The organism is [Bacillus] caldolyticus (genome assembly GCF_003595605.1).
GTDB classification, from domain to species: domain Bacteria; phylum Bacillota; class Bacilli; order Bacillales; family Anoxybacillaceae; genus Geobacillus; species Geobacillus thermoleovorans.
On sequence record NZ_CP025074.1, the window covers coordinates 2,240,460 to 2,264,326 of the forward strand.

The window sequence follows — 23,867 nt, forward strand, 5'->3', positions numbered from 1 at the left end:
GCATGGCAATCGGCCGAAATGACCCGTGCCCGTGCGGAAGCGGGAAAAAGTATAAGAAGTGCTGCATGAACAAACAGCAGGAGCGTGAAATCAAGCGGGTGCGGCAGCGCCGCTTTTTTGACCAAAAATATGAGCTGTCGCAAATGGTGCAGCGGTTTTTGGATGAATCGCTGTCTTATGATGAACGCGAAGCGGTCAACCGTACATTTCGCCGAATGATCGAACAAAAGGATCATCGTGAAGAGTTGAAGGTGTTTGAGACGCTTTGGCGTTTTTTCCTCCATCGTTATCCGAATGGATTGCGCGGCGTTGAATGGTTTCAACAGGAAAAAGGGCGTCGTCTGTCTCCGGAGCTCAAGGAAATGTTGGACCGCTGGGTTCGGCTTGTGCCGCGCCTTGTGCAATTTGTCGATTTGCATGATGAAGGAGGAGTGGCGGTCGACCGGTTGACGGGCGAGAAACTTCTCATGCCGTATTGCGAGACATTGGAGGTTGTGCGCCCTTGGGGCGGCATGTTTGCCTTTTTGGAGCCCTTTGACGGCGGCTATTACGTTTGCGGTGTATCATCGATTGTGGATCCGAAGGGCGTGGAACGGGCGGAAGAGAACATTCGCGTCTTGTTGACGCAAACCGATTGGCCGTATGAAAAGGTAGCCGTTGAACATTTTCTCGATATCGTTGATGCAGGCTATCCTCCGAGGGCGGACGATGTGCAAGAGGAGCGCACGCGATGGACGTATGAATACGAATGCCAGGAAGCCGCTGAGGCGATGAGGAAGCTTGCTTCGATCGGACGCGCTCACATTGATCATGACGATGGGGAGAAAGTGGAAGGTTCATGGTGCACCAATGTGTACCATTATGTCGGAGTGATTTCCCCCAAGCCGATTCATGTGTTTGAATTAGGCGGGTCATTATCCGCTCATCGGTCGCGTCTCGTGTTGTCTACCGAGGAGGAAGGGACGGCCGAACAGCTCGTGTCGTTGCTGCAGGCGTTTGGGTATTCCCCAAAAGAACGAAAACGGGGGACAGAAGCTGTTTTGCGCCGAAAAGGGATCGAAAACGTTTCGCTTCATATTGATTCAGACCCAGACTCTCCCCCTTGGGTGGCAACGATGGCCGGATTGGATGTTCAAATGGAAAAAGCCCTTCACATCCCGCTTGAGAAATGGAATGGAAAAACCCCTCACGAAATGGCGCGCGAGGGGCGTGTTCAGGAAGTGGATGAGTGGCTGAAAGAGTATGAATTCCATTTATTTAACATGCAAGAACGAGCCAATTTGCCGGTGCTCATCGGAGTGAATTCCATTCGCTCCCGTTATGGATTGCCCCCATCTCCGTTTAGCTCATCACATCGTCTTTCGGACTTATGGAAAATGAAATGGATGGGGCCGGAAAGAACCGAGACATTGTTGATCCGCGCGGAATGGGAAGGGATGTATTTTACCGATGACGCATTGGCGTTTTATAACGAAGTCATCGTGAGCGAAGAAAAAGAAGCCAAAGAGGCGTGTTGGGCCGTGGTTTTGCTCGTGTGTGAATATATGACCGGGCGGACGTTTTCATCGTGGGAGGACGTAGGAGAAGAAGAATGGAAACAATGCATCGTCGAGCAAATCCCGTCAAGATGGAGTTCGTTTTCATGGGAAGTGGTGAGCCGAGCGCTCGATATGTTGCTTGAGTGGGCCGATTGGCTGGACCGCCGTTATGGAACGAATCATCGAACTGTTGTTTGTGCCGTGCTGGAAGAGGTCAGAAGCGAATTGGAACATTGCTTTGCTTTGCTGGATGAATGGAGGGGCGAGAACGGAAAGGCGGATGAGGAACTGATGGCTTGGCAGCTTGCTCGTTTGTTTGGTTTGCCTATTCCCCTTTCCGTCGGTTTCTCGTTTTTCCGCGTCAAGCGTGTGGAACAGGGGAAGGCGGTGCTGGATTGGCTTGCCCATAACCGAACGGTGACATGGGACATTCCGAAGCGGGCAGAGCCGCATCTGTTGCCGGGCATGTATATCGTCGCCGCGACCGATCGCAACGGCAAGCTGGACGATCTTGCCCGCGTATATCCGCCGTCTTTCTCTCCGTACGTAGAGCCGTGGCTTCAGGCGCTGCAAGAGTGGCCAGACAAGGTGGAGAAAGAACGGGCTGCGTTTCAAGAGCGCCTGCTTGCCTCGTTGTCCCGTTTGCTTCGCCGGCCGTAGGCGTCCCGATGAATGACGGGGCGCTTGTTTCTCTCGGCTCGGCCTCTATGATTCTCCATTATGCAGGCAAGCCCAATGGTAAGAGTCATTCATCCTATTTCGCGCAGGAGACTCCCACTTCAACGACCAAAGGGAGTAAGTGGGAGAGGAATGCGCGTTCCCCCCTTTCTTTTGTGTATGATATAATAAAGGCGTGGAGAAAACCGTTCAATAAAGGCACTCCAATCACGGCTACTCGATGTATGGAGTTGGTTACAGGAAACGTTGTAACCGTAAAACATCGAGCGTAGGTCCGTCTGTTGTGTGTGGAAGCCAAGTACTGCCAACAGACACACCGAGAGAATCGGTAACGATGCAGGCATGACCTGCGTCGTTGGGTAGTCGTCAACCTGCCCCCTGATGCAACCCCAAGTCAAGGAAGGAGGACGAAGTCCGTTTGCACTTCTGGGGAGTTGCAAGCCCCCACTTCAAGCGTTAACTAAGTGGGGGTAGTTGACATTCTTAGGATTTTGGTCCATCACCATAACGTGTGCTTGAGAAGCAGGGTTTTTCTCGTTTTACCGAGAAACGGATGAGAACGCGAATGATCCAAGAATCCTACACCTTTAGGAGTGCGGAGTGTCAACCGGCATGAAAATCATGGATTGGCTGATTTCTCCTTGGAGAAGGAAATATGGCATGTTTTGAAAAAGCCAAGGGCACCTTTTGATAAAAAATGGAATGCGAATCGATGTTCTCGACATGAGCGACGGAAGTCCCAAAGTGCTTGCGATATGTGTTGCTGAAAGCAGTTCCATCACACGTTGATCGTGAATGTCTCCCCAAAGTGTTTAGCTGGCCCGAGCGTTAGCGTAGAGGGGGAGAACGTTCAATGACTATGATACAAAGAAAGTAGGTAGCTATATGGTGAAGGCATCGCGAAACAATCTTTGTCCATGCGGCAGTGGGAAAACGTACAAGCATTGTTGTGGGAAGAAAGAAGCAGTATCGATAGAATCTCTAATTGACCGTGAAGTGGCCAAATGTATGCAAGATGTGTTTTCGTTTGCGTTAGAGCGATATGAGGAAGAGCTTGCTTTCATGATGTCTGGTTCTCCATTTCAAGGGCTTCCTAACGAGCTGGAGACCAGCGCCAATTTATTGCTGACGAACTGGGCGATTTTTCACAGACACGTTGATGACAAAGGGATGACAATTTTTTCAGCCTATATGAGAAGCCGGCGCCGCACGCGGTGGCGTCCAGCAGTGCAAACTCATTTGAAGCGATGGGACGAGGCGGTTCCGTCGTTTGACGAGATCATTCATATCGAGGATGAGCGGCGTTTCCTTGTACGCGATCTGTTGACCAGAAAAGAAAAGTACGTCCGTTTTTTGACGCCGGAGGAGCTTCCGTCTGCTAGGGAGGGGGACGTGTTAGTAGGATGCCTCGTTCCGCATGGGGACGAGTGGGCGTACTTCATGAAGGTGCTGCCGATTCCAAAGAGCGGGAAGGATCGGCTTGCGCGGGCGCTTCAAGCGGAATGGAATCCGGATATGAAAACGTGTGAAGTGTTTTTGCGCGAGTCGTTTCCGGAATTGCTTGAAATAGCGGTCCATGAGCTGTTGTGGCAGCTGCTGAGCGAAAAGGACTGGGGGGATCGAGATCAAGATGATGTTTTTCGCGAATTAAAGAAAAAGGAAGAAACAACCTCCTCCCTAGTGCTCAGCGAGGCTGCGTTCCTTTGGCGCGCATATTGCGAAATGGATGAACCGGTCATCAAGAATCCTGCTGTGTATGCGGCTGCACTCCGTTATTTGGCGAGTGAAATGGCTGGAAGAGAATTTGTCAATATGGAAAAGGTTGCGGAACACTACGGCGTTCCTGTAGAGGAAGTGGAAGCCGCTGTGATGGAATTGTTTTTATTTCGCACAGAGTTGCTCGATGATGGAGATGATGAGGGCGAGAATGATGATGAGTGGCTCTTTGACGATGGGGATGACGGTGATGAGATCTGGTTCGACGACGGTGGGATGGAGGATGGCGATGAGCTGGACCGTGCGATTGAGGAATGGCTTGACCAAGTTGAGGAGTTGTTTGATTGCGAGGGCTGGGACGTTGATCAAGTCCATCGCTTGATCGACAAAGCGATCCGAACATGGAAAAAGGACGGGTTGCTTGAAGGAGTCGATGCAGCTGAGTTGCGCAAGGAGCTCGAGGAGCTCGTCTGGGAGACGTTTGCCGAACGGGGATTTTTGTAAGGCGATGGACAAAGCAGGCAACAAAGGACAGATGGGTGCGAAAGAAGGTGCCCTTGAGAGATGACGGATACCTTCTTTCGCATGCGTTACAATCGGATATAGGCCAGCCGCTCGTTCGCTTCCTCGACGTCAAAGGCATCAGGGTCAAAATCTTCGCCTTTCATGTCGTACATCCAGTCTACCAGCTCGCGCAATTCGGGATCGGCAAGAGAGTCTTTTTGCGCCGCCGCTTCCAGCAGCTCCAGGTAGCCATAGACGCCGCCGCAATCCTCGGGAGGGCACGCCCGTTTTCCTTTCAGGCAAGCGGCGCGTTCCAACGGTTTTGGGAGTGTTTCAATCTTTTCAACAGTGACGGTATGGCGCCAGTAGTCGCCAAAATCGTAAATATATAGAAACTTTTGTTTTTCTTCCGTCAGCCATTGCTGTAATGGGATGCGGCGGGCGTCCATCAGTTCTTTTTCCAGCTGAAACGAATCCCAGCCGTCAGGGATGCCGATGAGAACGCTTCCGAAATCGAATTCGTATAAATGGGCTTGTTCCCATCCCATCGCTTCTTGGATGATGAGATGAAGCTCGTGAAATGTCGCATGTCCGGGAACAAGGACGCGCCGCCAAATCGGCGGGCGGATGCCGTTTAATGTGATTTTCAGCTGGTAGGCTGTTTTGGACCGCCGCCGTTTGGAGGGGGGTGTGCTCTTTGGCGCCTTAACCCATCTGCCGTGTGGACGGTCCCGCTCTGTCGGATGGAACATGGCAGACAATTCGTCGATCAGTTTAGCAAGATTGTCGGGGTTCATAGCCCTCGTCTCCTTTCGGATAAACGTTTTGTATAATAGTAGTTTATCCTGTCCATAGTAGAATTTAAACATTATTGATGGAAATATTGAAAAAAGAAAGATGGGAGAGGAGGATGACGCATGTCGATCGGCTGGAATGACCCATGCCCGTGTGGAAGTAGGAAAAAGTATAAGAAGTGCTGCATGAACAAACAGCAGAATCATGAAATCAAACGGGTGCGCCAGCGCCGCTTTTTTGGCCAAAAATATGAGCTGTCGCAAATGGTGCAGCGATTTTTGGATGAATCGCTGTCTTACAACGAACAAGCAGTGGCGAGACGGACGTTTTACCAAAAAATAGAGGGTATGAAGTATTTGTAATATTTTGGATTTTTTGAAACACTTTGGTGCTTGTTCATTCACCGTTTTCCCAATGGAATGCGCGTCATTGAATGGTTCCAGCGCGACAAAGGACACCGTCTCCCGTTGGAGCACGGAGCGCTTTTGGCGCTTCTGCGTGTTTCTTCATGGGGACGGCTTATCCATTCGGACATCGGTTAGAGAAGCGATGGTGGTATGTCGGCCGTAGCTGGATGGTTCGACTGGGTTGCGCGTTGTGGCTGCTGTCGTGTGAAGAGGCATCATGCAGAAAAAGGAGAGCTATTGTCGGTTGATGGATGCCGCCCCGCTAGTTTTGTCGAGCGGTTTTCCCAAGTGACAGACAGGAAATTCCCCGTTGTGCGCGAACGATATAGTAGACAAATTGGAGACAACGGGGGAGGGAATGCGCATGAGGCGAGGAATATGGCTCGCCCTGTTGTTTTGTTTGCTATGGCTGGCTGCGGCTGCTTGGCCGGTGGGGGCGAAAGGGGAGAGTGGGAAAACCGCTCAGTTGGCGGTGGTGACGGCGGATCAGGTGAACGTCCGCCAAGGGCCGGGGGTGCCATACCGTCCATTGGCGAACGTTCACCGCGGCGAGGCGTATCGGCTGATCGAGGTCAAGGATGGATGGGTGAACATCGAGTGGAAACCGAATCGAACCGGGTGGATCGCCGCGCGGTACGTCGCGTTGGCAAAAGAGACGGCCATCGTGCAAGAAAACCGACTCCGCCTTCGACAAGAGCCGAGCCGAGATGGGCGAATTATCGGGCATTTGGCGCGGGGAGAAACGGTATGGGTCATCAAGGAAGATGGGGAATGGACGGAAGTGATCGCAGACGGTGCGATCGGCTGGGTGTCTTCAGCATACCTCACTGCAGCTCGGGAGTCATCGATTTCGCATCAAACCGGAATCGTCAACGCCAGTTCGCTCAACGTTCGGGCTGAGCCGTCATTGAAGGCAGCGCGCGTCGGCCGCCTTGTCCGTGGTGAAGAGGTCGAGATTGTAGAAAAGAAACCGGGATGGTATAAAATTGCCTCCTCAACAGGGCTTGGTGGCTGGGTTTCGTCCGCGTATGTGCAGGTAAAGGGTGGACAAGCCAATGAAAAGGAAGCGGAAGCGCCCCAGTCGGCTGACCGCTCGCTGCTTTCCATCATCGCGCCTAGCGACTCGCGCCTGTATGTAGACAGCTGGACGCGCGGTCCTGTTCAGGCGCTGGCCGGAAAAACGATCGTTCTTGACGCTGGCCACGGAGGCAAAGACGGCGGGGCCCAAAGTGTCGATGGCATCAAGGAAAAGGAGTTGACGTTGGAAACCGCCAAGCTTCTGAAAAACAAGCTGCAATCTTACGGCGCCCGCGTCGTGCTGACGCGCTCCAGCGATGAGTATGTGCCGCTGTCCGCGCGCGTGGCGATGGCGCGCCTGTATCAAGCGGATGCGTTTATCAGCCTGCATTATGACAGCGCAGACGACCAACAGGCGAGCGGCATCACCGTTTATTATTACGACCGTTTTGCCGATTACGGCTTAGCGCAATCATTCGAAGACCCGCTTTCCCGATTGGCCGCACTGCCTTTCCGCGGCGTTGCGTTTGGCGACTATTACGTGCTGCGGGAAAACGACAGACCGTCTGTATTGCTTGAGCTCGGCTATGTAAGCAACCGCACAGATGCGGCGACGGTGGCGACAGACGACTATCAGGAAGCGGTGACGACCGCGATTGCGGATGCGGTTCGGCATTATTTTGAATAAGGAATGATGGTGGAGAAATCGTTGATCGGCGGTCTGTTCGTTTTTGTGATCAATCGGCCGTCATCAAGCAAACGGAAACACGCCGCGCAACCGGGGGGTGGCTCCTCCCGGTTTTCTTTTGGCCGCAGAGCACAACCGGTGAACTCAGCGGCTAGGCGAAAACAATGAAAATCCCCAGGCGATTCGATATAATGAGAACAAGCGACAATAGCCGCAATGGATCAAAAAGGTGTGAGGAACGATGAGAATCACGATCGCCGGGGCTGGGTATGTTGGGCTTGTGACCGCCGCCTGCCTGGCTGATAAAGGGCATGATGTCATATGCGTGGATGTCAATGAGGAAAAAATTCGGCGGTTGAATGAAGGAATCGTCCCCATTTATGAACCGGGGCTCGAACCGCTCATCCAACGGAACAGGGCCCGCCTTCGCTTTACCACAGACGATGCGGAAGCGTATCGATGGGCGGAAGTGATCATGGTCGCGGTCGGCACCCCGCCGCTGCCGGACGGATCGGTCAAGCTCGATGACGTATGGGAAACGCTGCGCCGCATCGCCGCGTCGGCCGAACGCGACTGCCTTGTGGCCATCAAATCGACCGTGCCAGTCGGTACGGGAGACGAAGCGGCTCGCTTTTTGGCGGAACACGGACGCGGGGGGGTGCGTATCGATGTCGTTTCCAATCCGGAGTTTTTGTCACAAGGAACGGCGGTGCGCGATACGTTGCAGGCGCCGCGCATTGTGTTAGGCGTCGAATCGGAGAGAGCTGAGCGGATAATGAAGGACCTCTACGCCCCGTTTGCGCTCCCGTACGTTGTCACCGACCGCAAAAGCGCAGAGATGATCAAGTACGCTGCCAATGTGTTTTTGGCGCTGAAAATTTCGTACATCAACGAGATCGCCAACGTATGCGAGTTGGTAGGGGCCGACATTCAGGCGGTGGCGGAAGGAATCGGCATGGATCCGCGCATTGGCCGCCGCTTTTTGCGCGCCGGCGTCGGCTATGGCGGCTCTTGCCTGCCGAAAGATACGAAGGCGCTTTATGCGTTGGCTGCCTCCCATGGCTATTCGCTCAAAACCGTGTGGGCGGCGATGGACGTCAATGAAAAACAGAAATGGAAACTGTTCGAGAAAGCGCGCGCCCACCTTGGTGTGTTCAGCGGTCGAACAGCAGCCGTGCTGGGCGCCGCATTCAAGCCCGGCACTGACGATGTGCGCGAATCGCCGGCATTGGCGAACATCGAACGGCTCATTGCCGAAGGAGCCGACGTGCGCGTCTGGGACCCGGCCGCCCTCGGTCATGTCTCGCGCCGTTTTGGCGATGCGGTTGTTTGTTGCGAGACAATGGAGGAAGCCATTCGCGGCGCGGATGTTTGTTTCATTTTCACCGAATGGCCGGCTGTGCTGCAATTTGACCTTCACCGTTACAAGACGCTGATGAATCGGCCAATTGTGCTTGACGGGCGCAACTGCTACGACCCGAAACAAGCCGACGCCGCCGGCCTCATCTACGAGTCGATCGGTCGGCCGGTGGGGCATAGGCAGCTGAAAGTGGATCGGGCTGTTGACGTTCTCCAGTGCGCCTCAGCTGCCTTTTTCCACAAACAAAGTGAATAGGGATGCCGCTTAATTGTCCCGTTCGCATCGCCACGACGGCTTTTTTGTAAAAAAGGGAATAAGGCGGTCTGTCCGTTCGATGGAAGTGGGATAGTAGACATGCCGGCGGGCGCGGGGCATCAATCGCCGTTTCAAAGAAAGAGAAGGTTATGTTTCCAGTGGTTTTATGGGAAAACGTGGGGTCGTGGCCCGCCACTTTGAAAGCGGAGACAGGCGGGGAAGAGAGCGGCTGAAGAAGCCGTCTTTTCCCACCGCTATGGGCAGGCGGCAAAAGGAGGGATGTATCATCCGCATTCGCTTAGGTCTGTTTGGTGCGGACGATTCGCTGTCAATTATTCAGGCGGTGGCGCAAGAGTACAAAGAGCTTGTTTGCGTTCCCGTTGTGTATTGGGATGAAAGTGAAGTGATCGATTTGATCCGCCCGCTCGCGTCAGAAGTTGATATGTGGCTGTTTTCCGGACAAGTGCCGTATTCGATCGTCAAGCAGTCCGGTGAGGTCGATGCGCCGCTGTTTTATGTTCCACATATTGGTGCCAGCTTGTACCGCACACTGCTGCAGGCGCACTATACGGAGCAGATTCCGGTCAGCCGACTTAGTTTTGACACGTACGAGCGTCGCGAAATCGAACGGCTGCTGGAAGAGGCGGGCATCGAAGAACCGATTCCATACGTCAAGCATTACGAGGGAGGCATTTCGGCCCAGGAACTGTCCGACTATCATTACACCCTTTGGAAACAAGGGAAAACGGAAGCAGCGGTCACCTGTTTGCGGACAGCCCATCTCGAACTGGAGAAACTCGGGATGCCGGTGTATCGGGTATTGCCTGCCCGCTCGGCGGTGGAAGCGGTCATCCAAACAATCATTCGCACCGGACAGATGCTACAGGCGCAAGATGCGCAAATCGCCGTGCAAATGATTGAAGTCGATGCGATGCAGGCGGCCTCCCCAGAGACATTTTCGACCGATGACATATATCGTCTGGAGATGAAGACAACGGAAAAATTGCTACGGTATGCAAAAAAAGTCCAAGGGTCGCTGAAAAGCGCCGGGCCGGGCCGCTATGTCATTTTTACGACAAGGGGCGCATTAAAAGAGATCACCGATGGCTATAAAACGGTCCCCTCGGCGGAGGAGACGGAGCTCTTGTACAGCGAGGTCATCGCGTGCGGAATCGGCATCGGCCGAACGGCGTATGAGGCCGAAATTCAGGCTGGGAAGGCGTTTTTGCATGCGAAACAAAGCGGACGGGGTGCGTGGATGGTGGTGTTTGATGACGGAACGATCTCGGGTCCGTTAGGAAAAAGTGTGCACCTCCGCTATTCGCTCGGCGGCGGAGAACTGCGGCAGCTGGCGGAGCGGACGGGATTAAGCGCCGCGACGCTCTGCAAATTGAAAGCAATATTGCAAAAACGAGGAACCAACGAGATCGAAGCGCATGAGTTGGCCTCTTACATGGGGATTGTGCCGCGCAGCGCCCGCCGGATTTTAAACCAATTGGAGACCGTGGGCCTTGCCGAAGTGGCCGGGGAAACAAACCCGTATCCGCGCGGGCGTCCGCGCAAAGTATACCGCATTTTCTTATAATTGCTCGATCAGCTTCTGCCTTTAGCGACAGGCAGAAGTTTTTTGTTGTCTTGAAGGCGTTTGTATTATTTGTATTATTTGAAAATTTCCTCTGTTTCCATTATAATTAAGGACATATCCGAAAATTATCCGTAATTGGCGTGAGGGGAGGATAGCTTGATTCAAGGGGAACGTCTTTGGCAACGGCTCATGGAACTAGGGGAGGTCGGCAAGAAACCAAGCGGCGGCGTCACGCGCCTCTCGTTCACTGCTGAAGAGCGGAGGGCGAAAGACTTGGTCGCTTCCTACATGCGCGAAGCCGGGCTTTTCGTATATGAAGACACGGCTGGCAACTTGATCGGACGGAAAGAAGGGGCGAATCCGGATGCCCCGGTCGTCCTTGTTGGATCTCATCTCGATTCGGTTTACAACGGCGGCTGCTTTGATGGACCGCTCGGGGTGTTGGCCGGCGTGGAAGTCGTTCAGACGATGAACGAGCACGGTGTTGTGACGCACCACCCAATTGAAGTAGTGGCGTTCACTGACGAAGAGGGAGCGCGCTTTCGTTTCGGCATGATCGGCAGCCGCGCCATGGCCGGAACACTGCCGCCGGAAGCGCTCGAGTGCCGCGACGCGGAAGGGATTTCCCTCGCTGAAGCGATGAAACAGACGGGGCTTGACCCGGACCGCTTGCCGCAGGCAGCACGAAAACCAGGAACGGTGAAAGCCTATGTCGAACTGCACATCGAACAAGGACGGGTGCTGGAGGAGGCTGGTCTTCCAGTTGGCATCGTCACTGGCATCGCCGGGCTGATTTGGGTGAAGTTTATCATCGAAGGAAAAGCGGAACATGCCGGCGCCACGCCGATGTCATTGCGGCGCGACCCGATGGCGGCGGCCGCCCAGATCATCATAGTGATCGAAGAGGAAGCAAGACGAACAGGGACAACGGTCGGTACTGTAGGACAGTTGCATGTATATCCGGGCGGTATTAATGTCATTCCAGAACGGGTCGAATTTGTGCTCGATTTGCGCGACTTGAAGGCTGAGGTGCGCGATCAAGTATGGAAAGCCATAGCCGTGCGGGCAGAGACGATCGCCAAGGAGCGGAACGTCCGCGTCACGACCGAGCGGCTGCAAGAAATGCCGCCGGTGCTATGTTCCGATGAGGTGAAGCGCGCGGCGGAGGCGGCGTGCCAAAAGCTTGGCTACCCGTCGTTTTGGCTGCCGAGCGGCGCAGCCCATGACAGCGTACAGTTGGCTCCGATTTGCCCAATCGGGATGATTTTTGTCCGCTCCCAAGACGGAGTGAGTCATAGTCCGGCGGAATGGAGTACTAAAGAAGACTGCGCCGCTGGAGCAGAGGTGCTTTATCATACAGTGTGGCAACTGGCCCAAGGGGAATAACGAAAAAGACAAACGAACAGGGGGAGACCATGGATGACAAGTGAAGAAATCAAACGACTCGTCGATGAAGTGAAAACGGACGTCATCGCCTGGCGCCGTCATTTGCATGCCCATCCGGAATTGTCGTTCCAAGAAGAGAAAACAGCGCAGTTTGTCTATGAGACGCTGCAATCATTCGGCCATCTTGAGTTGTCGCGGCCGACGAAAACGAGCGTCATGGCGCGGCTCATTGGCCAACAGCCAGGCCGGGTCGTCGCCATTCGCGCTGATATGGACGCATTGCCGATTCAAGAGGAAAACACGTTTGAGTTTGCCTCAAAAAACCCAGGCGTGATGCATGCGTGCGGACATGACGGCCATACGGCGATGCTTCTCGGGACGGCGAAAATTTTCTCCCAGCTGCGCGATGACATTCGCGGTGAAATCCGCTTTTTGTTCCAACACGCGGAAGAATTGTTCCCCGGCGGGGCGGAGGAGATGGTGCAAGCCGGCGTCATGGACGGGGTGGACGTCGTCATCGGCACTCACCTTTGGTCGCCGCTTGAGCGCGGAAAAATCGGCATTGTGTATGGGCCGATGATGGCCGCACCCGACCGCTTTTTCATCCGCATCATCGGCAAAGGCGGCCATGGAGCGATGCCGCACCAAACGATCGATGCGATCGCCATCGGAGCGCAAGTCGTGACGAACTTGCAGCACATCGTCTCGCGCTATGTCGACCCGCTCGAGCCGCTTGTTCTGTCCGTGACGCAATTTGTGGCGGGTACGGCGCATAATGTCCTGCCTGGGGAGGTCGAAATCCAAGGGACAGTGCGCACGTTCGATGAGACGCTGCGGCGCACGGTGCCGCAATGGATGGAGCGCATTGTCAAAGGAATCACCGAAGCGCACGGCGCCTCGTATGAGTTTCAATTTGACTACGGCTACCGCCCGGTCATCAACTACGATGAAGTGACCCGCGTCATGGAGGAAACGGCGTGCGAGCTGTTCGGCGAAGAGGCAGTGGCCCGCTTGAAACCGAACATGGGCGGCGAAGATTTCTCCGCCTTTTTGCAAAAAGCGCCCGGCAGCTTTTTCTACGTCGGCGCGGGCAATGTAGAAAAAGGCATCGTTTACCCGCACCACCACCCGCGCTTTACGATTGACGAAGACGCGCTTGAGATTGGCGTGCAAATGTTTGTCGCGGCGACGTTGAAACTGTTGGCGGGGGCGGAATAGCTGTTTTCGCTTGACATATCCAAGGAGGGAGAGAAGATGAAAAGCATCCGTTGGTTAATGATTGTCCCATTTATCGGCATGCTCGGCGGCGTTCCTTTTGTGAATCAAGTGACTCCGTACGTGTTTGGCATGCCGTTGCTTCTCTTTTGGCTGGTCGCTTGGGTGATCGCCACTTCGGTTATCATGGCCATCGTGTATCGTTTTGACCCTGCGGTGAAGGAGGATGAGCAGACATGAACTCGGCCTTAGTGATGATTTTTGCTTTCTTGTTGCTGTCTCTTTATCTAGGGGTGCAGGCGCGAAAAGGAAAAGACATGAATTTGGAGCAATGGACCGTCGGTGGGCGCGGATTTGGCACGGTTTTCGTTTTCCTCCTGATGGCCGGTGAAATTTACACAACGTTCACGTTCCTTGGCGGAAGCGGTTGGGCCTATGGAAAAGGGGGGCCGACGTTTTACATCATTGCCTACGGCTGCCTGGCCTATGTGTTATCGTATTGCATGCTTCCGAAAGTATGGAAGTACGCGAAAGAACACCGATTGATGTCCCAATCGGACTTTTTCGCCCGCAAGTACAACAGCCCGATGTTAGGTGTGTTCGTAGCGCTTGTTGGGGTGGTGGCGCTCATTCCGTATTTAGTATTGCAACTCAAAGGGTTGGGCATCATCGTTTCCCAAGCTTCCTATGGTACGATTCCCCCGACTGCCGTTATTTGGATCGGGGTGTTGGCAGTAACCGTCTACGTGATGATTTCAGGCATTCATGGTTCGGCATGGACAGCTGTTGTGAAAGACATTATGATTTTGGCGGTGGCCGTCTTTTTAGGGATCTATCTCCCGTTCCACTATTACGGTGGAATTCAGCCGATGTTTGAGGCGGTTGAGCAGGCAAAACCTGGCTTTTTGACGTTGCCGGACAAAGGCATGAGCATCTCATGGTTTATTTCGACAGTGTTGCTGACGGCACTCGGATTCTATATGTGGCCGCACACGTTCGGGTCGATTTATTCGGCGAAAAGCGCCAATGTTTTTCGGAAAAATGCGATTGTTTTGCCAATTTACCAACTCGTGTTGCTGTTTGTCTTTTTCGTCGGTTTTGCCGCGATTTTGCAAGTACCGGGGCTCGAAGGTTCGGATGCAGACTTGGCGTTGTTGAAATTGTCAGTCCAAACGTTTGATCCTTGGGTGGTCGGATTGATTGGCGCCGCTGGGTTGCTCACGGCCATGGTGCCAGGGTCGATGATTTTAATGACAGCATCAACCCTGTTGGCGAAAAACGTGTACCAAGTGATTGTGCCGTCTGCTACAGATGAGCAAGTCGCGAAACTGGCGAAATACCTCGTCCCGATCATCGCTCTCGTCTCCTTGTACTTTACGTTCCGGGGCGGGGATACGATCGTGGCGTTGCTTCTGATGGGGTACAGCCTTGTCACCCAACTGTTCCCATCGTTTGTGCTCAGTTTGACGAAGCAAAACTTTGTCACGAAGCAAGGGGCGTTTGCCGGCATTTTAGCTGGTGTAGCCACCGTAGCGTATATTAACTTGTCAGGCAGCAGTGTCGGCACCATGTTTCCATCGTTGCTGCAAGCCGTGCAAGATTTGAACGTTGGCATTGTCGCTTTGATTGTCAACACTGTCGTGACAGTTGTGGTGAGTTGGATTCCGTTTGGCCCAGTTACGGTGAAAGAAGGAAAACGGGCGATGTAGGAAAAAAGCTTTATTTTCCTTCACGGGATAGGAAAGAAAGTGGAAAAGAGGAGGCATAAGCGGGCGTGCTTGTGCCTTCTTTTTCGTGTAAGATGAAGATGGTTAGGCGATTTTGGCGATTCCGATCATCGGGATTGAGGCAGAATCCTAGCTGTAAAGAGCGTGGACAAAATCGCCGTCAAGCGTAGCGAAGTAGTCATAATGATGGTATGTCGCAATGGCGTAGTGCAAGGCATCATAGGCTTCGAGCTGAAGGAACCGCATTTGAGCCAAGGCTAAATCTTGAATGTTGACAAGCATCGATATATATAGACGCTTGTCCAAAATGTTCATCTATGGCATCTTCATATGTCATCACAAAAGACATAATCGGCTACCGTCCTTGTTTGTAGATGTCCACTAATTTTTTGCCAAAGGGAGAAGGTTTGGCTATTTTTTTCCGTAATTCGGCGAATGAAAGATCCTTATCCGGTTTGTTGGCCTGTTCCGTGCAAGACAGTGTCACCCTCATTTTCGTTTCCAAAGCGGAAGGCATATCGATCACCTCATTGATTCTCCTTTCTAAAAATTATAATGCTGACCGAAAAAAATGTACACATTTTCCTTTTACTACTATACCCATACCCTTGTTCATGAAAACATAAACTAGGGAGAGAATCTCCCTTAAAAGGGGAATGGTCGAAAGAAAAGAGGGGAACGGAAAAGAAGTCTTCTTTCCAGCCTGTGAGCGAACGATTTTAAAACAATGGTAAAGCAGCTTTCAAAAAAGAAAATGGAAAAAGATCACCCTTCCTGTTATGATGATAAAGGGTTCAGCGAACAAGGTGTCTACTTTCGTTTGTTGTGTAGGTACCTTGTTTTGTTGGGAAAAAGGTTGTTGGCAGGTGAAACGATGAGAGCTTTCCTTTCCCGCTGGCTTCCCGTCATTCTCTGGTGCCTCGTCATTTACAGCTTCAGCGAGTCTTCCTGGTTCACTGGGGCGAATACGGCGCATGTGCTGCAGGTGATTTTATCGTACTTGCCGTTTGGCGGAGGGGATGAAGAGGGGCCGTCATGGTTGAACTTTGTGATCCGCAAAGCGGCGCATTTGACCGAGTTTGGCATTTTGGCCGCGCTTGTGTGGCGGGCGCTTGCGCCAAAACGGTTTGCGTATGCGGGCGCTTGGCTGTTTGCGACAGTGTATGCGGCAACCGACGAGTGGCACCAATCGTTTGAACCGGGGCGGACGGCGACGCCAAAAGACGTGGTGATTGATTCATGTGGGGCGCTCCTGGCGCTTTTGATTGTATGGGCTTGCCGCTGTTGGGCAAGGACCAAGCATCGGGCGGTCAAACGCGGCGTATAATAGAACAAAGCTCTCCCATCGTATAGATTTAGATGTAAACGGAAAGAATGGCCAATAACGAGTTTGCGAGAAAAGGGAGAGAGGGCCATGGTCGCGTTTATCGCGGGAATGTTTGTGGGTTCGTTTGTGATGCTCGTCATCATGAGCATGATGGCGGTGGCGAAACGGGCGGATGAAGCAAGCGAACGGTGGAGGGAAAAGTGAGAAGTCCCTTGCGGCAGGCAAGGGATTTTTTTTGAAAATGCTGTGCGATCATGTTTATGTCAGCTTGCAAAAAAGGCCGCACATTGTTTGAGAACCGCCGTGAAAGACCGGCGAAGCACAACGGATTCGAAAAGTTGAAGGGGATAAAATTATGTTTTTTTGTAAGGTTTTTTAGTTTGAGAAACGTTGCTGGGGAGCAACATTTCCCCTTAAATCACTAGTACTGTAGATGAGCATTTTTCATTACAATAATTTCCATGGTTAGAGAGACAAACAGGGTACCCCTTACGCGATACGGAGCTGTTTTTTGATCACATCAATGGGAATATCTTGCTTTGCAGCGTCATAAATGAACTCGACGACGCTGTGGTCTTTCCGCGACCGAAGAAGCTCCAGCCCGGTGGAGAGGTTTTGTCGGGATTCGGCGATGCTGTACACGCAGGCCAACAGCACCACCGCCCAATACCGTTTCACCGCCCGAATGTGGCGAACGCGGTATCCATCCAGCTTCAGTTGATCTTTCGCCTGCCGGAAAAAGCACTCGATCGTCCAGCGCTGGGCGTAGTAACGCAAGATGTCTTCGTCCCCGAGTTCCCGGTCGGTGCTCAAGATGCAATGAAGATGTTCCGGCGCCATCGGCTGATCCGCCTTCCAAGCCAGCAGCACCACCGCGTCATCGAGGCCATGGATGGCCCCCTCATAGCGATACACGCGATAACGCTCCTGCCCCACCGTGACGAGGCGGGTGTCTTTGGACTCGATATAGCGGGCGAACTGCTTGGCTTGGATGGCGATGCCTTTCGGGTAGAGAATCCGGTTCGTCTTGAGCATCGCGATGACATGGAATCCCTGTTTCAAGCAGGCTTCAATGAGCTTTTTGGACGGATACCACGAATCCATGAGCACATACACCGGCTGAGCCCGCTTCACCTTGAGCGAGGAAAGCATCTCGATCGCCAGGTCGATCTTGCTTTTTCCCGCTTTCTTGTCATACAGGCGGAACGCAAATGGGAACGCCTGCGTGAAGGTGTGCACCATCAGCCAAACGAGCGAATGCCCCCAGACCGATTGATGATCTTTATGCGAGTAGTGCCAGTCGCACCCTTGAATGGCGTGCGCAGCCCGTGACGAAGGCTTCGTTTTTTGGCAAATCGTATCATCAATCGAAACAAAAAGGGGTTGATTCTTCCGTTTGGCCAGTCGTTCGACCTGGGAAAGGATCCACTCTTGAAGCTTCCCAAGCAGCCTTTCCTCGTTCCAAGGGCTTTTCGTGAAAAAGTGACTGAGCGTCGTTCGATGATTCGGATGAAAGCTCCAGTAATGAATATCAGTCAATGTTCCCGAGAATCCCTTGGTGGTCAAGGCATCGACAATATGAATGAGATGCTTGATGACCGATTTGGAAAGCTGCAGCGTCAACCCCAGCGTGAAGAAAAACTTGTGGATTCCTTGGTGATGTGCTAATCTATTCATGAGACATGAACCTCCTTGTGGATAGTTGGTGGTACATCTATTCTAACCAAGGAATCGGGTTCATGTCTCCTTTTTTGTTTAGTTGTCAATTTATGTCAGTGAATTTGCTCATCTACAGTCACTAGTATTTAAAAAAAGCTTGATGGCGCACAAAAAATAGGATATACTATGTGTAACCGGTTACACATAGACAGAAAAGAAGGAAGCGAACATGGCAACGATTCGTGATGTGGCAAAGCGTGCAGGTGTCTCCGTCGCCACCGTTTCGCGTGTGTTAAATCAAAATGGATATGTTAATGAGGAAACGGAAAAACGGGTTAGACAGGCGATGAAAGAGCTCAATTATAAACCGAATGAAGTGGCGAGAGCTCTGTTTAAAAAGACATCGAAAACAGTCGGACTCATTGTCCCTGATATTACCAATCCGTTCTTTCCCGAACTCGTTCGCGCGGTGGAAGATGTGATGAATATTTATGACTATACGGTCATTCTATGCAATTCCGATGAGAAAGTAGAAAAAGAACGAGAATACATCGAAGTGTTAAAGCAAAAATATGTGGACGGCGTCATTTTGACCACGAATCAGTTCGCGCCGGAAGAAGTCGAGGAATGGGATGTTCCGATTGTCGTGCTCGACCGTCCGTTGCATGAGCGTTATCCGTCGGTGGTCGCGGATAATTACGAGGGAGCTCGTTTAGCGACGCGGCATTTGTATGAAGTGGGCTGCCGGCGGATTGCCCATATTCAAGGGCCCAACCACGTGGTGAACGCCATGGAGCGTTTCCGCGGCTATCAAGATGAAATGAGGGCGTTAGGGTTGGGAGATCGTCAGCTCGTCATTCAAGGGAATTACCAGTTGAAGCAGGCGAAAGAAGCGGTGATGGCCGCGTTGGCTGAACATGATATGGACGGGATCTTTGCCGGCAACGACGCGATGGCGGTCGGTGCTTTGAAAGCGGTTCAGCAATGCGGGCTGCGGGTTCCGGATGATATTGCCATTATTGGCTACGACGGCATCCCGCTGACGGAAATGACAACACCCGAACTATCGACCGTGTCTCAGCCTATTTACGAAATGGGGGCCATGGCGGCAAGAATTTTAATTAAACAAATTGAGGGGAAGCCGCTTGAGAAGCTCCATTATCAACTTCCGGTTCAACTTGTGGTGCGGCAGTCGACGTCAAGGAGGGGATTGACTTGAACAAACCAACCATTACGGTGATCGGCAGCATCAACATGGACTTAGTCACTGTGGCGGCGCGATTTCCAAACCAAGGAGAGACGATTTTAGGCGAACAGTTTCTCACCACTCCCGGCGGCAAAGGGGCGAACCAGGCGGTGGCCGCCGCCCGCCTCGGCGCCGATGTACGGATGATTGGCGCGGTGGGGGATGATGCGTTTGGTCAAGAGCTCATCCGTTCGTTACAAAATGAGGGCATTTCCGTCGATTATGTGAAACCGGTTACACATGGGAGTACAGGCATTGCTTCCATTACGATTTCTGAGCGGGACAATCGGATCATCGTCGTTCCTGGGGCGAATCATGCGCTTACGCCGGAAGATCTCGATTCATGTGAATCCGTGATCGCCGAAAGCGATGTTTGCTTATTGCAGCTCGAGATTCCGCTTCCCGTTGTGGAACGGGCGGTTTCGCTCGCCCATCGCCACGGCGTGCGCGTCATCGTGAACCCAGCTCCAGCCCAGCCGCTGCCGCTCGTGGTGCTTGAGCAGGCGAGTTTCTTGACGCCGAATGAACATGAACGGACGATTTTGTTTGACAAGATGGACGAAGAAGCGTTTGCCGATAAGCTGATTGTCACCGAAGGGGCAAAAGGGGTGCGCATTTGGCAAGATGGACAAGAACGGCTCATTCCAAGTTTCCAAGTTCCCGTCGTGGATACGACGGGCGCGGGCGATACGTTTAACGGGGCGCTTGCGGTGGCGCTGGCGGAAGGGAAGGCGCTTCATGAAGCGTGCCGATTTGCCAATGCGGCTGCGGCTCTGTCCGTGACAAAACTCGGGGCGCAGGCTGGGATGCCGAGACGAGAGGAGGTGGAATCATTTTTGGCCGAACAGGAACGAAGTCAATGAGGCAAAAAGTCGATGTGCTGCTGGTCAACCCGACGGACTCAAGCGCTGTCACGTCTGCGATTGAATCCGCCAACAGCGCCAACATCCCGGTCATTACCGTCGATCGCAGCGCGGACGGCGGGAAAGTGGTCACCCATATCGCCTCCGACAATGTGGCGGGAGGAAAAATGGCCGCGCAGTTTATCGTCGACCACTTGAAAAACGGCGGAAACATTGTGGAATTGGAGGGGATTCCGGGCTCCTCGGCCGCACGTGAACGGGGAGAAGGATTCCACCAAGTGATCGACAAAGCCGCCAATATGAAAGTCGTGGCCAAACAGGCGGCTGATTTTGACCGGGCCAAAGGGTTATCGGTCATGGAAAACATTTTGCAAAGCCATAAAGACATTCAAGCGGTCTTTGCCCATAATGACGAAATGGCCTTAGGGGCGTTGGAGGCCTTGCAAGCCCATGGAATGAATAACGTTATTGTGGTTGGATTCGACGCGACCGATGACGCAATCAAGGCGGTGAAAGAAGGGAAAATGGCGGCCACCGTCGCGCAAAAACCAGCATTGATTGGCGAAAAGGCGGTAGAAGCCGCCATTCGTGTTCACAAAGGGGAGAAAGTGGATCAATTTATCCCCGTTCCGCTCGAGTTGGTTCAAGGGCAATAATATGGGATTTTATCCGTGGTGCTAGTTGAGCTCTGACGCTCAACTAGCACCTGGGTTAATCAAAACAAAACTCTGGCAAAGCAAGCTCTTTGATCACTATGTATCTATTAAATGCCATGATAACGACGAAACGCATTAAGGACGCGATTAAAATCATAAGGGTGCATAATCCCGTAAAATTTCCGAAACCGAACGGTAGATGGAATTTCGTTATACCAGTCATACTGAACATATGATTGTGCCTTTAATCCAACATATTTCCAATAAACAATTGGTATTCGATAAGGGTATCGAGATGTTGGTTTTGATCTTGTGACTTTTAATCCAATAGCAATGGCTCGATTGCCTCTAAAACCCAAAATAAGAACAGGACGATATGTACCGCCCTGCCCTTCCTGAAAACGAAAATATATATCGTAAATACCACCCGGCTGCATCATTCTTCATCTAGCCACCGTTGATGCACAGGATTATCGGGATTCACAGTCACAACACCATCAGGGCTAACATCCAATAAAGGAGCAGAAGGCAACCGATCAAAACAAATGCTTGAACTTAAAGACGCATTGATGTTTGCGTATCGATTTCGCACAGCAGGTTTAGCATAAATCGATCTTAATGACTGTGCTCGCACATCTTTTCGCCTTGAGATGGCTGATCTTCGCAACTGGCGATGCTCCTTTCTGCGCATACGCTATCACCACCTTAGCAATAGCATATGCCTGTTTTGAAAAAACATGTACGAGACATACGCTGGCTATAATGTACATCTATTATAGCATATACAAGAGGGGATAACAAAACCAACCAATCTACAAAAATCCTTTGTTTCTACCTTGTTAGGGTGTGACATGTGAGTAGTGATTTCCGCTCTTTCCCTCGACCGGCTCCATTAACCATCGGAGGTCATAAAGAAACGCATCTTGGTTCATACTAAAGAATAAAAATGGAAAAAGAAAGGAACCCACCATGCTTCGCGAACTTGACTGGATGACGTACATCATGATCATTTTGGCCAGCTATCGGTTCACTCACTTGATCGTCTTTGATAAAATCACGGAATTTATTCGCAATCCGTTCATGAAAAAAGAGAAAATCCAACACGAAGACGGGAGTACGGAAATCAAGAAAGTGCCGAAATCGAAATTCGGCTATTTGTTGAACTGTTACTGGTGCGCGGGCGTATGGAGCGCGATGTTTCTCGCGCTTGGGTATTTATTCATCCCGAAGATCGCCATGCCGTTCATTTTTATTTTTTCGATCGCTGGGGCGCAAGCGATTTTGGAAACATTCGTCGGGGTGGGGACGAAGGCAATCGATCTTCTGTCGGCGGCGAAAAAGCGGATGGACTGACATTGGGGGGCGTGCGGCGGAAACATGCGGCACGCTCGCTTTTCTTGCTTTTGTCGATACATCATGGTTAACTTATATCATTATTTAATTATATACTGATTGACGGAAACCATTTCATTGGTCGGCGTGGCCGTTTCATGATGGATGTTCGTTTTTATATAAGCAAATCATGATATGATGATGAATGGAGGAGGTTATATGCCGCAACTCGCAATGGAGATAGGAGCAGCCGCTCGGGTGTTGAAGCTGCTCGGCGATCCGACGCGGCTGACGATTTTGGCGATTTTGAATCAGCGGGAGTGCTGTGTGTGCGAGCTGCTGGAGGTGTTTTCGACCAGCCAGCCGGCGATCAGCCAGCATCTTCGCAAGTTGAAAGACGCCGGGCTGATCCAAGAGGAGCGGAGGGGGCAATGGGTGTATTATTCGCTCCGGCCGCAAAGCGAATACTACTCCCTGCTGCAAGCGGTGTTGTCGTACGTTCCGGACCAAGGCGAAAACATTCGCAAAATCGAGACAGCGAATCCCGCGGACCGCTGCGGGTGCTGACTTTAAACGCTGGCGTTTACAGCGGGGAGCAACAACTTTGAGCTGGCCATTGCCCTCGCCGTTGGGGTGTTTGGCATTCATTCGGGCGCGGCGTTTTCGGCAGTTATCGGTCCGCTCATTGAAGTGCCGGTGATGCTGGCGCTTGTCAACGTAGCATTGGCGTTTCAGCGAAAGTATTTTTCTTCGGGCAATCCAACATCAACGTAAAGGTGGGAACCAGCGATGAAGAAAAAAGTCATATACTTTTTATGCACCGGCAACTCGTGCCGCAGTCAAATGGCGGAAGGCTGGGCGAAACAACTTCTTGGTGAGGAATGGGAAGTGCACAGCGCCGGCATTGAAGCGCATGGCCTCAATCCGAATGCGGTGAAAGTGATGAAGGAAGTCGGCATCGACATTTCGAACCAAACGTCTGATGTCATCGACCCGGATCTCCTCAACCGCGCTGATTTGGTCGTGACGCTGTGCGGCCATGCGGCCGACCACTGCCCGGTCACACCGCCGCACGTGAAGCGCGTCCATTGGGGCTTTGACGACCCGGCGAAAGCGGAAGGGACCGAAGAGGAGAAACTCGCGGTGTTCCGCCGCGTCCGCGATGAAATCGGCGCGCGCATCCGCCGGTTTGCCGAGACGGGGGAATAGGGGCGGTGCAGCGAGGCAGGCGCAAAGAGCGGGGAAACTATCTTGCATAGGGTGCGCAGCAACTGCTCGTCGAAGTGCGGACGGAAACAGGGAAGTGGCTGGGCGGACGAAAACCGCTCGGTGTGACGAAGATGGTGAGAAGCCATCTTGTTGATAGACGAAATGAGCACATCGATGAAGGCGGTGCCACATTAGGTCACTGGAGGAGAAACGAAATGGAGTTATTTCATCAGTTAGCTCGCCGAAACATCAAAATCCGCAAACAGTCCGGTTTCGGAGCGCAATGGCGACAACAGTGGGAAGAGGTGTTTGCCGGCCATTTGACAGCGGAAGAAAAACAACACATCCACCTTCGTAATCGGAATGGAGTCAACGGCTACTTATGGCATGTGTTCAGCTATGGGATGAGAGGCTGTTTCACAGGAGAAGAAGCGGAAATGGCGTTTGATCAAGAAGAGAAAACGTGTTGCTATCTTTTCTTTCAACATGGCGACGATGCGTTCACCGTGGAGGATGCGTCCGGATTGAAAGCCGCCGATCTGGCAGCGGAAAACGACAAAATCGATCTATATGTGGTGGACAGTGAGTTCAACTGGACGTTTGTCATGACGCATGAAAGCGGATGGCTTGGCCCGTATTTTAGCAGAAGGTGACAGCCATGGCTTATCGGTAGCCAAGGAAATCCAATGAGACAGAAAGAAAAA

Annotated in this window: 21 protein-coding genes and 3 pseudogenes; 21 read left to right on the forward strand and 3 right to left on the reverse strand. The window is 52.3% G+C overall.

Annotated features, from left to right (window positions below; translation table 11 throughout):
- The first annotated feature begins 2 nt into the window (after window positions 1-2).
- Window positions 3-2,198 carry a YecA family protein gene (locus tag CWI35_RS11665; protein WP_119877760.1) on the forward strand — a complete coding sequence of 732 codons (2,196 nt, stop codon included), beginning with the start codon at window positions 3-5 and terminating at the stop codon, window positions 2,196-2,198.
- 903 nt (window positions 2,199-3,101) lie between these two features.
- Window positions 3,102-4,436: an SEC-C domain-containing protein gene (locus tag CWI35_RS11675; protein WP_015865238.1), complete on the forward strand. Its 1,335-nt coding sequence runs from the start codon at window positions 3,102-3,104 to the stop codon at window positions 4,434-4,436.
- A gap of 86 nt (window positions 4,437-4,522) precedes the next feature.
- Here CWI35_RS11675 and CWI35_RS11680 read toward each other — a convergent pair whose 3' ends face one another.
- A complete protein-coding gene (locus tag CWI35_RS11680; RefSeq protein WP_021321451.1) occupies window positions 4,523-5,233 on the reverse strand; it encodes a plasmid pRiA4b ORF-3 family protein in 711 nt (236 codons plus the stop codon).
- 120 nt (window positions 5,234-5,353) lie between these two features.
- Between CWI35_RS11680 and CWI35_RS18600 the strand changes: the two are divergent.
- The 9 genes and pseudogenes from CWI35_RS18600 to CWI35_RS11720 all read left to right on the forward strand — a co-directional run.
- A pseudogene (locus tag CWI35_RS18600) lies at window positions 5,354-5,398 on the forward strand (SEC-C metal-binding domain-containing protein); the annotation flags it as partial.
- Between the two features lie 18 nt (window positions 5,399-5,416).
- Window positions 5,417-5,593, forward strand: coding sequence for a hypothetical protein (locus tag CWI35_RS11685; protein WP_014195142.1), 177 nt, complete (start codon window positions 5,417-5,419; stop codon window positions 5,591-5,593).
- Between the two features lie 409 nt (window positions 5,594-6,002).
- Window positions 6,003-7,343: an N-acetylmuramoyl-L-alanine amidase family protein gene (locus tag CWI35_RS11690; RefSeq protein WP_119877761.1), complete on the forward strand. Its 1,341-nt coding sequence runs from the start codon at window positions 6,003-6,005 to the stop codon at window positions 7,341-7,343.
- A 241-nt stretch (window positions 7,344-7,584) separates the two neighbouring features.
- The gene (locus CWI35_RS11695) at window positions 7,585-8,958 is read left to right on the forward strand and encodes a UDP-glucose dehydrogenase family protein (RefSeq protein ID WP_119877762.1); all 1,374 of its coding nucleotides are present in this window, start codon (window positions 7,585-7,587) and stop codon (window positions 8,956-8,958) included.
- Between the two features lie 256 nt (window positions 8,959-9,214).
- Window positions 9,215-10,543: a helix-turn-helix domain-containing protein gene (locus CWI35_RS11700; protein ID WP_119877763.1), complete on the forward strand. Its 1,329-nt coding sequence runs from the start codon at window positions 9,215-9,217 to the stop codon at window positions 10,541-10,543.
- Between the two features lie 156 nt (window positions 10,544-10,699).
- Window positions 10,700-11,929 (forward strand): hydantoinase/carbamoylase family amidase, encoded by a 1,230-nt coding sequence (locus tag CWI35_RS11705; protein ID WP_119877764.1) that lies wholly within the window; start codon window positions 10,700-10,702, stop codon window positions 11,927-11,929.
- Between the two features lie 33 nt (window positions 11,930-11,962).
- Window positions 11,963-13,147: a M20 family metallopeptidase gene (locus tag CWI35_RS11710; protein ID WP_119877765.1), complete on the forward strand. Its 1,185-nt coding sequence runs from the start codon at window positions 11,963-11,965 to the stop codon at window positions 13,145-13,147.
- A 36-nt stretch (window positions 13,148-13,183) separates the two neighbouring features.
- Window positions 13,184-13,384, forward strand: a complete 201-nt coding sequence (locus CWI35_RS11715) for a DUF3311 domain-containing protein (protein ID WP_011232711.1) — start codon at window positions 13,184-13,186, stop codon at window positions 13,382-13,384.
- Entirely contained in the window at window positions 13,381-14,853 is a 1,473-nt protein-coding gene (locus CWI35_RS11720) for a sodium:solute symporter family protein (protein WP_119877766.1), read from the forward strand. Before CWI35_RS11715 ends, CWI35_RS11720 begins: the two co-directional genes overlap by 4 nt.
- Window positions 14,854-15,000: 147 nt before the next feature.
- Here CWI35_RS11720 and CWI35_RS11725 read toward each other — a convergent pair whose 3' ends face one another.
- Window positions 15,001-15,186: a hypothetical protein gene (locus CWI35_RS11725; RefSeq protein WP_119877767.1), complete on the reverse strand. Its 186-nt coding sequence runs from the start codon at window positions 15,184-15,186 to the stop codon at window positions 15,001-15,003.
- A gap of 559 nt (window positions 15,187-15,745) precedes the next feature.
- On the opposite strand from CWI35_RS11725, the gene CWI35_RS11730 reads away from it, so the two are divergent.
- Both CWI35_RS11730 and CWI35_RS18605 read left to right on the forward strand, forming a co-directional pair.
- The gene (locus CWI35_RS11730; RefSeq protein ID WP_119878013.1) at window positions 15,746-16,198 is read left to right on the forward strand and encodes a VanZ family protein; all 453 of its coding nucleotides are present in this window, start codon (window positions 15,746-15,748) and stop codon (window positions 16,196-16,198) included.
- An 87-nt stretch (window positions 16,199-16,285) separates the two neighbouring features.
- Entirely contained in the window at window positions 16,286-16,402 is a 117-nt protein-coding gene (locus tag CWI35_RS18605) for a DUF3789 domain-containing protein (protein WP_011232702.1), read from the forward strand.
- A 285-nt stretch (window positions 16,403-16,687) separates the two neighbouring features.
- Here the strand turns inward: CWI35_RS18605 and CWI35_RS11735 are convergent, their stop codons facing one another.
- The gene (locus CWI35_RS11735) at window positions 16,688-17,875 is read right to left on the reverse strand and encodes an IS701 family transposase (RefSeq protein ID WP_119877768.1); all 1,188 of its coding nucleotides are present in this window, start codon (window positions 17,873-17,875) and stop codon (window positions 16,688-16,690) included.
- A gap of 211 nt (window positions 17,876-18,086) precedes the next feature.
- Between CWI35_RS11735 and CWI35_RS11740 the strand changes: the two genes are divergently transcribed.
- The 8 genes and pseudogenes from CWI35_RS11740 to CWI35_RS11775 all read left to right on the forward strand — a co-directional run bounded on the left by CWI35_RS11740 (window position 18,087) and on the right by CWI35_RS11775 (window position 23,816).
- Window positions 18,087-19,076 carry a LacI family DNA-binding transcriptional regulator gene (locus CWI35_RS11740; RefSeq protein WP_119877769.1) on the forward strand — a complete coding sequence of 330 codons (990 nt, stop codon included), beginning with the start codon at window positions 18,087-18,089 and terminating at the stop codon, window positions 19,074-19,076.
- Window positions 19,073-19,966 carry a ribokinase gene (rbsK, locus tag CWI35_RS11745; protein ID WP_119877770.1) on the forward strand — a complete coding sequence of 298 codons (894 nt, stop codon included), beginning with the start codon at window positions 19,073-19,075 and terminating at the stop codon, window positions 19,964-19,966. Before CWI35_RS11740 ends, rbsK begins: the two co-directional genes overlap by 4 nt.
- Window positions 19,963-20,622, forward strand: a pseudogene (locus tag CWI35_RS11750) (substrate-binding domain-containing protein); the annotation flags it as partial. The gene rbsK and the pseudogene CWI35_RS11750, both read left to right, overlap by 4 nt.
- Before the next feature lie 969 nt (window positions 20,623-21,591).
- Window positions 21,592-21,975: a DUF1360 domain-containing protein gene (locus CWI35_RS11755; RefSeq protein WP_119877771.1), complete on the forward strand. Its 384-nt coding sequence runs from the start codon at window positions 21,592-21,594 to the stop codon at window positions 21,973-21,975.
- Window positions 21,976-22,173: 198 nt separating this feature from the next.
- A complete protein-coding gene (locus tag CWI35_RS11760; protein WP_119877772.1) occupies window positions 22,174-22,521 on the forward strand; it encodes an ArsR/SmtB family transcription factor in 348 nt (115 codons plus the stop codon).
- 6 nt (window positions 22,522-22,527) lie between these two features.
- Window positions 22,528-22,728: pseudogene (locus CWI35_RS11765) on the forward strand (arsenic resistance protein); the annotation flags it as partial.
- A 15-nt stretch (window positions 22,729-22,743) separates the two neighbouring features.
- Entirely contained in the window at window positions 22,744-23,163 is a 420-nt protein-coding gene (gene arsC / locus CWI35_RS11770; RefSeq protein ID WP_011232692.1) for an arsenate reductase (thioredoxin), read from the forward strand.
- A 215-nt stretch (window positions 23,164-23,378) separates the two neighbouring features.
- Window positions 23,379-23,816, forward strand: a complete 438-nt coding sequence (locus CWI35_RS11775; RefSeq protein WP_015375939.1) for a DUF4275 family protein — start codon at window positions 23,379-23,381, stop codon at window positions 23,814-23,816.
- Window positions 23,817-23,867: the final 51 nt, after the last annotated feature.